A 12823-nucleotide genomic window follows, 5' to 3' on the forward strand; every position below is an offset into this window, starting at 1 on the left:
CCGGAAATACCTTGTGCATCACCGGCAATGGGTGAGGGCGGCAGAGTTTTATGGAGGACACCGATCTGCTCTGGGGACATCATGGGTATGGACTTCAGGATGTCTTGGAATTGCTGAGGTTTCATGGCTGGAACTCCACTTTACACGACAATTCTCATGCTCAGGGAGTATAGACCATGTTAGCAACATTTAATTTGAACAGCGCCTCTGGCATTCATATGGGGGCTGGGGTTCTGAAATGCCCAACCTTGTTCAAACCATGGCAAAAAACAAGAAGACCTTCTATGGTCACTGCGATCCAGATATCTGTCCCCAGGCAGATATTACATGGCTCTGGGAGGGACAGGGAGAAAAACCGGATCTCGAAGCAATGATACAGTACAGCCGTGACCACAGACTGTATAACGATCAGTGGCGGCAACTTGTCAATATACTTGTTAACGATATTCTAAAGCTGGAAAACAGATATCCAGAGGATGCCAACTTAATAAAATCCATGACACAAACCCTTGAGCTGAAATTTACACTGTTTCTGATAGCCAGTATCACAGTTAGTGAATACCGGCACACAGTAATAGAAAATAAAGTTATTTTACCACAGGTTATGGATTTTATTTTAAGCAAACTGCAAATAAATATCTCTCTTTTCCAGGCAATGCATAACCGCTTCCCTAAACCCTATGTTACCTCCCCAATAAAAGAGGAGCTTTGAACCATCACTGCATTTTTGGTCAGGGGCAAAGCAGCCCCTGGCCACTAGTGGGTGCAATTCTGTATTAATTCCTGCCCATGCGGGTATAATGGGCCGACGCCTATAACGATATAGTGTCGTTTATAACAAAGAGTATATAGCCTTCACCTGCTCTTTACACTCAAGCCTGAAGCACCGGCACTTCCAGTAACCGCTTAATCGGTCATTCAGAATGAAAACAACAAGAATTCGTATCCTGGCAGTCACCATCCTGATGCTCTTCGGACTCAGTTCTTCAGCCATCGCGTCCAACCTGGCCAGTTCAGTAGCCAGCGACGAAAAGCGGCTGGTTGAACTCTTCAAACAGTTGCATCAGAACCCTGAACACGCTTTCATGGAACATGAAACCGCCGCCCTGGTAACCAGAGAGTTAAAAGCCAATGGCTTTGAGGTCCATACGGGTATTGCCAAAACCGGTGTGGTCGGCATTCTTGAAAACGGTCCGGGCCCGGTAGTGATGTTTCGTAGCGATATGGATGCACTTCCTATCAAAGAAGAAACCCGCCTACCTTACAAAAGCACTGCCGTCAAAAAAGACGCCAATGGGGTAGAGCTCCCCGTAATGCATGCCTGTGGTCATGATGCCCATACAGTCTGGCTGATTGGCCTGGCAAAGCAGCTCGCAGCCCGAAGGGGGGAATGGTCAGGAACCGCTGTGCTGGTAGCCCAACCCGCAGAGGAGCCTATTCTCGGGGCTACCGCCATGGTCAATGATGGCCTGTACAAATTAGCCCCAAAACCCGACATCATTATATCGGGTCATACCATGGGGGTTGTGCCAGCCGGTTCAGTGGCGATCAATGATGGTCGACGGATGGCTGGCACCGACCAGATGGATGTGGTTATTCAAGGGGTTGGCGGCCACGGTTCCACCCCCCACGCCGCCAAAGACCCCGTGGTAATGGCAGCCATGGCCATTATGGGGTATCAGGCCGTTGTCGCCCGCTCCCTTGACCAGGCTCAGCCTGCTGTTCTGACGGTGGGAGCCATTCAGGCAGGTGACAGCAATAACATCATTCCTGATTCAGCAACCCTGAAAGTCAACCTTCGCTGGTACACTGAAGCAGAGCGGGAGCAAATGATTAAAGGCATAAAGTCGGTCACAGACAATATTGCCCGAATGTATGGCATTCCAAAGAACCGGATGCCCACCTACACCATGAAAGGTTACTCAAAACCCGTTATCAACGGCTCTGAAGATACGGCACGGGCTGCTATGGAAGTCGCACTTGGAAAAGACAAAGTGCTGATGGGAATGCCTCCTGTAATGGGCTCAGAGGACTTTCATATGCTGGGCTCCCCCTACCCTGACACCCGGATTCTCTACGTTGAAATCGGCTCAGGAAGAAAGGATGTCTACCGTAATTTCATGGAAAAAGGTCAGCTACCAGAAGTGTTAAATCATAATCCCCGTTACGTTGTTGAACTGCCTGCAATCGCGGCGGGGACAACAGCATTAACCTCGGTAGTACTCTCTTTTTTAACCCCTTAAGAGGCATCATTGCCTCACTCTGCATTCCCCCCGCAAAGGCTTGAATTCACTTTGCGGGGACCTCTCCCTTTGGAGGAGGAATCCATTAACTTTAACAAAGCAGCTTCCCTCAGGAGGCAAATCTGTTTTCCAGAAGGATATTGAAAAAGACCCCATTCACTTGTGGAAAGGTCAGGCTCACTCTTAAACTCTTTGTTTTCCTGACAGGATAAACCAATGGCCTGGATATATCTGATACTGGCTGGCCTGTTTGAAGTGGGCTGGCCAGTAGGACTTAAAATGGCACAACAGAGCGATACCCGCTGGCAGGGTATCCTTCTGGCGGTGTTTTTCATCTCCCTCAGTGGCTGGATGCTGTGGCTGGCTCAAAAGGAGATCCCCCTGGGAACCTCTTACGCCGTCTGGACAGGCATTGGCGCAGCGGGCACGTTTATGGTGGGCATGATCTTTTACGGTGACCCTGCCAGTCTGGGGCGTTATCTGGGGGTACTGATGATCATTGCCGGGGTCATTACCCTCAAATTGGCTCACTAGCTGTGAGCCGGAATCAGGAATAAAAACAATGAACATTGGAATTTATATTTACGACCAGGCGGAAGTGCTGGATTTTTCCGGCCCCTTTGAGGTGTTCTCTACCGCTTCCAGGCTCAGTGTGCCAGAGTTTTTTTTCAAGCCCTTTCTGATCAGCGAGTCCGGGGAGCCAGTGGTGGCCAGAGGAGGTTTCACTGTTCAACCTGCCTATAGTATTGAAAACCACCCGTCCCTTGATGTTTTAATGGTGGTTGGAGGCGTCCATACCAAAGAGCTGGATAAACCACAGGTGCTGGAATGGATTTCAGTCCAGAGCCGGCAGGTCAGCCTGACCGCTTCCGTTTGTACCGGAGCCTTTCTGCTGGCAGAAGCCGGCATTCTCACCAATCAAACGGTAACCACTCACTGGGAGGACATTGTTGACCTGCGCGAGCAATACCCCGGGCTCAATGTGGTTGACTCAACACGCTGGGTGGATGAGGGAAACATCATCACATCTGCGGGAATTTCCGCTGGTATTGACATGAGCTTGCACATTGTCAACCGCCTGCATAGCCAGAAGCTGTCGGAGCTGACTGCTCGACAAATGGATTTTGATGGCTCACAAAAGCGTTGTTGAATTGGCAGTCAGCCAGGCCGTCCGACCATTACTGAGCCTCACTTCCCGCCATCTCCCCTGCTCCTGCAGAAGAATAAACTCAGTCCCCTGGTTCAGGGGGCTGGTAAACGCCGGGGCAAAAATCAGTCCCGGCCCTTTCCTGGCAGTGGTGTGCATACTGGTGATCACGCCATCACTTTCCGGGGGAGAATAAGCCAGCCTGAACACAAGACTGGCAGATACCAGCACAAGGCCCGCAGCTACCCCGTAAAGTCGCCCTTTACCCTGGGAGCAACCACTGAGCAATGTCCATAACTGCCACCAGAACATCAGATAAACCACGGCGCTGATGGCCAGCCAGAACGGGCCTCCAGCCGCCAGATACACGTCACTTAACCATTGGTTACCAAATAATTCAGGAAGATCGTCCAGCCGGCTGGCACGGACAAATCGCAGGTTGTGCTCCAGTTCCGGAGTATTGAAGCCCTGCTCCTGGGCCCGGCGGTACCAGAGAATACTTTTGCCGTACTGCCCGGCATGATACCAGCTGTTGCCGATATTGTAGGCCAGAGCCCCACCATCCAGCGCTTGTGAACCCTCCTGATCCCGAAGTGACTCAAGTTGCCCGGCTACCATGGCATGGGCCAAACGGGCTTTGGAAGGATGGCTGAGACTGAGTTCAATGGCCTGCTGATGAGTTTCACGCAAAGCGGTTAATTGCCGGGAAAGATCCGAATCATTGGCCAGTGCCGGCGCCATCATCCCTGAAAGGAGAAGCAGTGCATACAAACCGGACAACAGGGCTTTATTGAGAGGCATTCGTCTTCTAAACCAGTTTCTCATCACAAAACGACTCCCGTCTTTACACCCTCAGCATTCGCTTCTGTCTCCGGTTTTCCCAGCCACCGGTCCAGCTCCCTGACCCGGCCCAGCAGCTCATCTCTGGCGGCAGAGTCCAACGCGTTTTCTCCGGTGCTGATGGACCGTTGATACCGCTCTATCCATTGACGGAAAAACTCAGTCAAATGAGAGGGCGCTCGCCTGGCTGCCAGAGTTTGTTGAAGCCCAGCCGCACTCAGTTGTGAAGGTGGCAAACCAACCCGCCGGTATAAATAGTGACCCAGCAGCTGATAAGGATCACCACCGTCGTTCAGTTGTAACTGAAACTGGATCAGTGCCCGCCGCTGACGGTTAGCCCGCAGCCTTTTCTTTATTGAAGGCAAAAGTGCCACTATCACCAGCAAAGGAGGTACTCCGGCAAAAAGAACCCACCAGGCAAAACCGGAAACACTCTCCCCGGAACGGGTCAGCAGCTTTTCGCCCCAGACGTGCTCCCAGATACCCTCTTCATCCACCTGGACCGGGTTCTTGAGCTTCACATCCGCAGACAGCTCACTGTTGCTCAGGTTGAACTGCTCAGAAGCCCGGACATTAATAGGCAAGGGCTCGGTCACATAATCCCGATAGAGTCCTGACTCCGGATCAAAGTAGTTAATGACCAGGGGGGGAACAGAGCTGACGTCTGCCTGACGGGGAAAAATACTCTGATTCGCCTGCTTGACCAGAGTTTTATTTTCCCTTTTCTGATAACGGGCCGGACCGGGCTTGCCAGGAACATCAAATGAATGGCCAAAAGCGGCCTGTTGCTGCAAGTCAGGCACCGGGAACACTTCAAGGTCGGGATGGGTGATCTCAAAACTGACCTGAACCGGTTCTCCCTGGTGAACGTCATCAGGCGACACGGTCACCCTGATATCCGGACGCCCGACCACTCCGGAAAAGTGTTCCGGAGCCCCTTCCGGCAGGGCATCCACCCTCAAGGTAAAGGGCTTGGCCATAGCCATCAGCCGCTCTGACTTCCGGGCAGGGCTATGGTCGGCACCCAAATCGTCAGCATCAAAAAAGTTATTGTCAAAATGAGCAGGGTACGGCATGCCCCGGAACTGTCCAGGGCTGAACTCCAGCATTTCCCCATCAACACTGGTCAGAATGAACGGAGCAGAGAAACGAAACTCCCCGGCCTTACGAGGCTGAATAATGGTCTCAAAATGAAGGCTGACAGAGCCATCCGCCCGGCTCTCCCACTGAGCCATTGCACGTCGACCGCCCACAGGAAGTCCAATGCTGTCTGGGGATTCTGAGGTAATGCCAATGGCAGGCTGCAATGTCCGGATCCACGCTTTTTCCATTTCCGGTATCATAATACTGACCGCTTTCAACGCCTGCAGGGGCAGATTGGAAACCCACTCCACCCGGAGACGGATGCTCTGCCCCAGATAAATCCGGCCTGCACTTCTCTCCACCGAAAACGTCAGCGCGTCACTTTGCTGGGGTGCTTTTACCTCTACCGAGGACGTAACAGTCTTTCTGTTTCCCCCATGGCTCAGTGAAAATACGGGCAGCTGGAGATCTCCCGACTTCATGGCCGTGAGACGGACTGGGTAGCCCGCACCCTCCACTCCCCCCCGGTTGATGGGTACCGGGGGACGCTGGATAACCGTAAAATCGCCAGGATCGGAAACCTCCAGTGTTAACCCCGAGGCCGGTGGTGCCAGGGAGACCACCATAAAGTCCGCAGGCTGACCCAACCACAGATCGGCCGTGTTTTTTTCTGCAGTGCTCCCTGACAGGGATTCTATGCTCAGCTGCCAGTGCACTTCATCACGGTCGGTCGCCAGGCTTTTTCCCGGGAGCAGCCCTGTACACAACCCCACTATCAGAAGCATGGCCATCAACAGGCCTATCGTCGTGTATAACCAGCCAGCAGATCTTATTTTCCAACCATCCGATTTCATCTGTGTGCCATCACTCACTTTGATTCTTTTCCCTGAAAAACCGGTCACTTGCCGTTTTTCATGTTGAGCCCGCGGATTCATCTACCAGTCCCGCTCCACCGGTATCTGGTTTCTACGTCGCTCCTGCTGTTCCAGTCCTTCACGTACTTTTGCCTGGTTCAACACCTCCTCGGCACTGGCAGAGGGCGAAGGCCACTGCCTATTTTCAAACGACTGATTCATGCTTTCCCGGTCAGACTCCTCATCCGCAGGCTCCATCTCTTCCATGGAACGATCCTGGTCAGACCGGGACTCACCCTGGTCCGGCTTTTCCTCCTGATCAGAGGCTTCTCCCTCTTCACCCTCAGGGTCCTGCTGTTCCGGGGGCGGTTGTTGTTCCTGGGGCTGGGGGGATTCCGGCGGGCGGCGGATCTGATCCTGCCAGACCAGCCATTCAAGGTTACGCTGGCTGGGCTGGTGAGCCGGATCCACCTGCAGAATATGACGGAAAATCTGCCGGGCTTCATCGTAGTAGGCCTTCGGGTCCATGGGTCCTTCCTCCATAAGCCGGGCCACTTCATCCGGGTCCATGGCTGCCAGTTGCGCCGCATCCAGGCTCTCAGCCGTAAGAATCAAGGTGGTCGCCAGGTTATAGTTGGCCGCTACCGCCAGATCCGGCCGGTCTGCCAGAGCAATAATCTGTCGCCAGACCTCTGAGGCTTCCTCATAAAGCTGATCCTCCAGCAGGGTATTGGCCAGCTTTTCCATCTGCCAGGGGGCCTGGGCAAGATCACTGTCCCCGGGAACCGTCGCCTGGGCGTTAAACGACAGAGCAAGTATTCCTATCACCATCGCCCTGCTTCGCCAGAGGTCTGACCAGAGCAGTAAACCCAGTTGCATCAGCAGAGCCATTGCCAGCAACCACGGATACCCCTCGGTATATTCCATCACTTCCCCCCGGGCCCGGTTCTCTCCAGGCCAGAGGGTCTGAAGCTGGTCCAGAATCACGGGCAGATCCAGCCAGGACGTTCCCACCGGGAAAAAGATGCCCTGACTGGCTCCCCGGGCAAGCTCTCCGAGGCTTGCCTCATCCATCCGGCTCCAGTGCTCTCGGCCCTCATACTGAGTCCAGCCTTCCCCTTCGCGGGCAGGCACTCTGGCACCAAACTGGCTGTCTCCCAGGCCAATCACCAGCAGCCGGGCCCCCATTTTATTTAACAGAGCCAGGGCCTTATCGGGTGTCTCTCCCAGATCCTCCCCATCGGTGATCAAAACAATGTCCACGGCCCGGGCCCCAGCTTTGGGGTCCACCATTTTTTCCAGAACGGTCATCAGTGCATCCTGAATCCGGGTTCCTCCCTGGGCCACGGAATCAGGGCTGACACTGTCCAGCTTGTTACTGAAAAACAACTGGTCGCAGGTCAGTGGCGACAGAATGGAGGTCACACCGGCAAATACTGCCAGTCCAGAACGGTTGGAACAGGAAGTCCCCAACGTTTGACGGATAGCGGTACGCGCGGCCTCCAGACGGTTCGGGCGTGCATCAGCCGCCAGCATGGAACGGGAAACATCCAGCAGAAAGATCCGGTCCCGGCCCTGTTCGGTAATGGGGCGTGGTTGCGGGTTCCAGGCTGGCCGGGCCAGAGCAAGCACCAGCAGGGTGATGGAAAGCATCATGCCCCCCATGGCGCCCACACGGTATTGAAGCTTAACCGGACGACGCTGGTAACTTTGAAAATTCCCGAGGGTTTTCTGTCGCTGGTAAACCCCAAGCCCCCCCCATAAAGGAATCACCCCCATCAGCCAGAGCCACTGAGGGGCCAGCAGGGTCCAATCACTCATCCCAATCTCCTCAGCCAGGTCGCATTGAGGGCTGCCGCCACCAGCAGTGCCAATAATGCCAACAGCACTGCCCAGTGAAACGCCGGTATCCGCTCTTCAAATGTCAGGGTCTGGAGACGGGAGGTCTCCAGCTGATCAATGGCCTCGTAGACCCGGGTCAGGGAATCATAATCATGGGCCCGCTGATAGACGCCACCGGTTCGGTCAGCCATGGCCTGAAGCACCCAGTCCACCTGCTCGGTGTTGTCAATACTGTCTGCTATGCCAAGCTGGTGGCCCAGGCTTTTGCCAGGGGGATTCCCGATAAAAATGGTGTAAACCCGGATCCCCCACTCCCGGGCCATTTCTGCTGCCATGGCGGGGCTGAAGTCACCGGCATTATTTTCACCGTCGGTAAGCAGAATCAGGATTTTGCTTTTTACCTTTTCCTTCAAACCGTAATTTTTTTCATACTCACTGAGCTGAGCCGCGGCCAGGGCTGTGGCATCACCAAAAGCGGTACCATCCTCATCGGGTACCGTGGGAGGCTCAACCTCACTGGCCATAAACACCAGTGACTCATGGGAACTGGTCAGAGGGCTGACCACCCTGGGGAAGCGGGCAAAAGTCACCAGGGAAATCAGGTCTGCTCCCCGCCCCTGGAGGCGGTGTTTCGCTCTCGAAAAGCCCTCGGCCAACGAAACCTGTTCACCCAGAATAAAACGCTCCAACACCTGTTTGGCGACACTGAGGCGACTTTTTCTCTCTTTATGATTGCCCTTTTGCACATCCATGCGAATTTTCATGGAAGACGACACATCCAGCACAATAGCCATGGCAATACCTTCTTTCTGCTCTGTGCTGTCCACCACCAGCCTGACCGGCTGGGCTACCGCAACCAGCAATGCACCAAGGGCCAGAACCTGCAGGGTCAATGGCAGCCAGAGCCACTGCTGGCGCGCACTGACCGGAAGACCTTTCAGCAAGGGAAGATGGGAATAAGCCACCCCCTGCTTTCCCTGACGCCCCCAGAGAAAAAACCCCAGAAGCGGAAGGGTTAGCAGCAGCCAGAGCAACATCGGGTATTCAAAAGTCATCCCCATCTCTCCTGACAGCCGTTGCACAACGAAATAAACGCTTCAACAGGGGAGTCCCGGGTAAAACGAAGCCTCTGATACTCATGGAGTAGAGCTTCATGAGTCGTGAGTTTTCCCAGCGGGTCACTGCCTGTTACCTGCATCAACCAACACCGGAGTCCTTCCCAGTCAGCAACACCGGTGTCGTTTGCTTTCCTGGCCAGCCATTCGGGAGACAAGCTCTCGTGAGACAAAATAGCTGGCACCGCTGACTTCGGGCTTGCGACCTTCCTGCCCCTGAACCAGATACTGACAGCAGCAGCCCCCCCAAAAAGAACCATCAACAGAAGGGCGGCTGTGGCTGATAAATCAGGGTCCTTGTTCATTGCCGGCAGTGGAATGACCTTCTGAAGCTGAACATTTCTCTGACCCGTCCCATTCCCCCCAGGCCCGGCCGCAGCAAACGCAGAGACCACTTGAACCGATAATGGCTGGCTACTCATCTGCCAGTGATCACCGCCTCTGAAAAAGTCCACCGTGAATGTGGGCAGCGGATGTTCTCCAGGCACACCCACAGCTACCTGAAGCGTGAAAGACTGTAACCAGAGCCCTGCCTCCCAGACCGGTTGCGACTGGCTGAATGACACCCGCTCAAGGTCTTCCCAGGGCTGCTTTTCCTGAACAAAACGAACCTCAACCCCGTCTTCATATTGAACGTTCAAGTGAAGCTCGATCAGCTGACCCGGTGTGACCTGTTCAGCGGAAGCGGTTAGCTCAATATAAGACTCTGGACTGACACTGCCGGCAGCCTGAAGCAGTGTGCTCACAGACAACAGCAACCAAAAGATAAGTGAGTGCTTAGCCACCGGTTTCCCCCTCTATCCGATGCCTGCGACTGAGAAAGTAGGACAACAGCGTCTCCACCGGATCATCCCCCACCTGATGGCAGACCAGGTCCACCCCCCACTGGGCAAAGTCCTGCTGGCGACTCAGCAGCCGGTCTTCCATGTTTTTCTGGAACCTTTCCTGTAGCGACGGACAGGACAGATCCAGCCACTGTGTTGTGCCATTTTCGCAATCCTGAAGGTGCAGCATTCCCCCTCCGGTAAACTGAGTTTCCCGAGGGTCATCAATGGCAATGGCGATCAGCTCATGGTGCCTGGACAGTTCTGCCAGTGGCCCGGTTACCGCCTCCATAGAAAAATCCGATACCACCACGATAATGGAGCGTTTCAACTTCAACTGATTAAGGTGCTCCAGAGCCTCCACCATGGAACTGGAAGACACGGGTTCAGGTTCCTCCAACAGTCGGCTCAGGCAGCGCATCAACTGATTGCGTCCCCTGGCCGGCGGCAGGTAGTCATCCATCCCGTTGCTGAACCGCATCAGGCCAATGCGGTCATTGCTGCTCAGTGCCGCTGAACCCAGAAGGCCGCAAAGCTCAGCCGCCGCCTGTTGTCGACCCGGCTCCTGGCTGGACCAGGCAAACGAAGGTGAGTTATCCACCACCAGAATCAGGTTCAGCTCCCGCTCTTCATGGAAACGCTTGATATGAACCTCTCCGGAGCGGGCCGTAACATTCCAGTCAATGGTCCGGACATCATCCCCGGGGGCGTAGGCACGAACTTCATCAAACTCCAGTCCCTGCCCTTTGAACACGGAACGGTACTTTCCCGTCAGAAGATGGTCGACACGGTGCCTGCAAAAGAGCTGCAACTGGTGCAGCCGCTGGTTAAGGTGCTCGTCCATCTCACTGTTCCGGAATCGCCACTTTTGCCAGAATGGCCTCCACCAGGGCGTCCGAGGTAACCCCTCTGGCTTCTGCCTTGTAGCTCAACGCTATCCGGTGCCTCAGTACGTCCGGTGCAAGACCACGGATATCCTCAGGTAACACATGGTCGCGGCCACGGATCACCGCCATGGCTCTGGCTGCCAGTGCCAGATTGATGGTTGCCCTGGGCGATGCCCCAAAGCGCATCAGGTCAGCAATATCCAGCCCGTAATCACAAGGCCTGCGGGTGGCAGTAATCAAATGAACAATGTACTTTTCAAGGGCTGGACTGATAAACACTCCTTCCATTGCAGAAGAGAGGGCTTCAAGGTCTTCCCGACTGAGCACTGGACTGACTTTGACACTGTTTTTCGGCCTGGCTACACGACGCATAACCTCCAGTTCATCCTCAAAGCCCGGGTAGTCCACCTTCAACTTGAACATGAACCGGTCCACCTGTGCTTCCGGCAACGGATAGGTTCCTTCCTGTTCAACAGGGTTCTGGGTGGCCAGCACCAGAAATGGATGGGGTAAGGGCTCAATGTCCTTGCCAAGGGTTACCTGTTTTTCCTGCATGGCTTCCAGCAGCGCAGACTGTACTTTGGCCGGGGAACGGTTGATCTCATCGGCCAAGACAATATTGGCGAACACCGGCCCCTTCTCTGCAATGAACTCCCCGGTGGCCGGGTTGTAAATCAGGGTGCCGGTTACGTCTCCCGGCAAAAGATCGGGAGTAAACTGGATCCGGCTGAAATCCAGCCCAAGGGCCCGGGACAGAGTATTGACTGTCAGGGTTTTCGCCAGCCCAGGAATACCCTCAATCAGAACATGACTGCGACAGAGCAGAGCCAGGATCAGGCGCTCCACCAGAGCCTCCTGGCCCACAATGACCTTGGCGACCTCCTGGCGGAGTAGGGTGATTTTTTCCAGGGCTGATTCCTGGTGGGTAGAGGGGGGCAGCGTATTCTCTGTGTCAGGCATGGCTCTTCATCAAATCAGCAACCACCAGCTGCAGACAGTGGCGTTGCTCAACTTCCCTTTTCCAGCCTGATCCCGGCACAGTCGATCCGGGCTACAACCAGGCTTATGTAAACGTTCTCATTGTCGGACAGGAAGGATACAGAGGGCGGGGGAAAAAAGTTTGACGTAGATCAATGACCTTGTCGAAACGATTCACCCGGCAACACGCAGACACAGAAGCTAACGACAGATATTGCCTATATCGGCTCAGGACATGTGTTATGGAAAAGTCAGTAAGAGGCAGGTTTCAGGCACCTTTCAGAAGCATGGAACCAGCAATTCCTTTTCCAAAACTTCACAGCTAAAAAAGAATAACCCCGGTCCCTTTGAAAAAATTCACAAACTCTTCCGGTATCTCACGATAAGGTATCATCGAGCTCATAAATGCGACCAACCGGTCCAGTCGCCTCAGCGGAAACTCCTCTTTAATCAAAACAAAATCCCTGTACTTCTTTGGCCTGTAGGCTCCAAGATACAAATGCTTTTGCTTCATCTTTTCCCACAAAGAATAAAGGGCAACGTGCAAGAGGTTTTTGTGATCAATGGCGTATGCCCATTCCCACTGATTGCATTCATATGGATTTGCACCGAATACCAGCAGCAGCAGAATTTCATCAATGGTGGAAGCTGAACTTAGAATATGGTTGTTATGATCATCCAGCATGTAGACATTGGGGTTTGCCCCTCGTAAGAGCAGGGCAAATAAAACCTCCGGGGGAGTATTACCCTTGAACAGGGCATACTCCAGAATCAGATCTTCAGAATTGTTAAGAATGGCCTTCAGCTGGTTTTCACAACCCGGCTCACTCATAAACTCCATAATTCCATCTACATCGCCTTCATCAATAAGGCGCTTCAGCTCATCATTGCTAAAGGCAAATCCCGGCAAAACATTCAGGATAAAGATCAACAGGCAACAGACCGTGTTCGAAATGATTCGACTTAACACGACCTGAAAAAGCATACTTCATCCCTCTCAATGCGTATTC

Annotated in this window: 12 protein-coding genes; 4 read left to right on the plus strand and 8 right to left on the minus strand. The window is 53.8% G+C overall.

What is annotated here, in order from left to right; genetic code table 11:
• The first annotated feature begins 238 nt into the window (after window positions 1–238).
• The 4 genes from ACNRUY_RS18800 (at window position 239) to ACNRUY_RS18815 (ending at window position 3393) form a co-directional block, all read left to right on the plus strand.
• Complete coding sequence (locus ACNRUY_RS18800) at window positions 239–712, plus strand: hypothetical protein (protein WP_488113193.1); 474 nt, start codon at window positions 239–241, stop codon at window positions 710–712.
• A gap of 211 nt (window positions 713–923) precedes the next feature.
• The gene (locus ACNRUY_RS18805; protein WP_488113194.1) at window positions 924–2243 is read left to right on the plus strand and encodes an amidohydrolase; all 1320 of its coding nucleotides are present in this window, start codon (window positions 924–926) and stop codon (window positions 2241–2243) included.
• A gap of 216 nt (window positions 2244–2459) precedes the next feature.
• Entirely contained in the window at window positions 2460–2777 is a 318-nt protein-coding gene (locus ACNRUY_RS18810; protein WP_488113195.1) for a DMT family transporter, read from the plus strand.
• 28 nt (window positions 2778–2805) lie between these two features.
• Window positions 2806–3393, plus strand: coding sequence for a DJ-1/PfpI family protein (locus ACNRUY_RS18815; protein ID WP_488113196.1), 588 nt, complete (start codon window positions 2806–2808; stop codon window positions 3391–3393).
• Here the strand turns inward: ACNRUY_RS18815 and ACNRUY_RS18820 are convergent.
• The 8 genes from ACNRUY_RS18820 to ACNRUY_RS18855 all read right to left on the minus strand — a co-directional run bounded on the left by ACNRUY_RS18820 (window position 3376) and on the right by ACNRUY_RS18855 (window position 12798).
• Complete coding sequence (locus ACNRUY_RS18820; RefSeq protein WP_488113197.1) at window positions 3376–4215, minus strand: SH3 domain-containing protein; 840 nt, start codon at window positions 4213–4215, stop codon at window positions 3376–3378. The genes ACNRUY_RS18815 and ACNRUY_RS18820 overlap by 18 nt on opposite strands.
• Complete coding sequence (locus ACNRUY_RS18825; RefSeq protein ID WP_488113198.1) at window positions 4215–6248, minus strand: hypothetical protein; 2034 nt, start codon at window positions 6246–6248, stop codon at window positions 4215–4217. The genes ACNRUY_RS18820 and ACNRUY_RS18825 overlap by 1 nt, the downstream gene beginning before the upstream one ends.
• Window positions 6249–7988 (minus strand): VWA domain-containing protein, encoded by a 1740-nt coding sequence (locus ACNRUY_RS18830; RefSeq protein ID WP_488113199.1) that lies wholly within the window; start codon window positions 7986–7988, stop codon window positions 6249–6251.
• Window positions 7985–9064 carry a vWA domain-containing protein gene (locus ACNRUY_RS18835; RefSeq protein ID WP_488113200.1) on the minus strand — a complete coding sequence of 360 codons (1080 nt, stop codon included), beginning with the start codon at window positions 9062–9064 and terminating at the stop codon, window positions 7985–7987. The genes ACNRUY_RS18830 and ACNRUY_RS18835 overlap by 4 nt, the downstream gene beginning before the upstream one ends.
• Window positions 9061–9870: a hypothetical protein gene (locus ACNRUY_RS18840; protein ID WP_488113201.1), complete on the minus strand. Its 810-nt coding sequence runs from the start codon at window positions 9868–9870 to the stop codon at window positions 9061–9063. The genes ACNRUY_RS18835 and ACNRUY_RS18840 overlap by 4 nt, the downstream gene beginning before the upstream one ends.
• Window positions 9871–9901: 31 nt before the next feature.
• The gene (locus tag ACNRUY_RS18845) at window positions 9902–10792 is read right to left on the minus strand and encodes a DUF58 domain-containing protein (protein ID WP_488113202.1); all 891 of its coding nucleotides are present in this window, start codon (window positions 10790–10792) and stop codon (window positions 9902–9904) included.
• A gap of 1 nt (window position 10793) precedes the next feature.
• Complete coding sequence (locus tag ACNRUY_RS18850) at window positions 10794–11795, minus strand: AAA family ATPase (protein ID WP_488113203.1); 1002 nt, start codon at window positions 11793–11795, stop codon at window positions 10794–10796.
• A gap of 340 nt (window positions 11796–12135) precedes the next feature.
• Window positions 12136–12798 carry a hypothetical protein gene (locus ACNRUY_RS18855; protein ID WP_488113204.1) on the minus strand — a complete coding sequence of 221 codons (663 nt, stop codon included), beginning with the start codon at window positions 12796–12798 and terminating at the stop codon, window positions 12136–12138.
• Window positions 12799–12823: the final 25 nt, after the last annotated feature.

The organism is Endozoicomonas sp. Z74 (genome assembly GCF_057680865.1).

Excerpts from the sequence above, each read along its gene's own strand:
- ACNRUY_RS18800 (WP_488113193.1), top strand. The coding sequence starts at position 239 with ATGCCCAACCTTGTTCAAACCATGGCAAAAAACAAGAAGACCTTCTAT.
- ACNRUY_RS18805 (WP_488113194.1), top strand. The coding sequence starts at position 924 with ATGAAAACAACAAGAATTCGTATCCTGGCAGTCACCATCCTGATGCTC.
- ACNRUY_RS18810 (WP_488113195.1), top strand. The coding sequence starts at position 2,460 with ATGGCCTGGATATATCTGATACTGGCTGGCCTGTTTGAAGTGGGCTGG.
- ACNRUY_RS18815 (WP_488113196.1), top strand. The coding sequence starts at position 2,806 with ATGAACATTGGAATTTATATTTACGACCAGGCGGAAGTGCTGGATTTT.
- ACNRUY_RS18820 (WP_488113197.1), bottom strand. The coding sequence starts at position 4,215 with ATGAGAAACTGGTTTAGAAGACGAATGCCTCTCAATAAAGCCCTGTTG.
- ACNRUY_RS18825 (WP_488113198.1), bottom strand. The coding sequence starts at position 6,248 with ATGAATCCGCGGGCTCAACATGAAAAACGGCAAGTGACCGGTTTTTCA.
- ACNRUY_RS18830 (WP_488113199.1), bottom strand. The coding sequence starts at position 7,988 with ATGAGTGATTGGACCCTGCTGGCCCCTCAGTGGCTCTGGCTGATGGGG.
- ACNRUY_RS18835 (WP_488113200.1), bottom strand. The coding sequence starts at position 9,064 with ATGACTTTTGAATACCCGATGTTGCTCTGGCTGCTGCTAACCCTTCCG.
- ACNRUY_RS18845 (WP_488113202.1), bottom strand. The coding sequence starts at position 10,792 with ATGGACGAGCACCTTAACCAGCGGCTGCACCAGTTGCAGCTCTTTTGC.
- ACNRUY_RS18850 (WP_488113203.1), bottom strand. The coding sequence starts at position 11,795 with ATGCCTGACACAGAGAATACGCTGCCCCCCTCTACCCACCAGGAATCA.
- ACNRUY_RS18855 (WP_488113204.1), bottom strand. The coding sequence starts at position 12,798 with ATGCTTTTTCAGGTCGTGTTAAGTCGAATCATTTCGAACACGGTCTGT.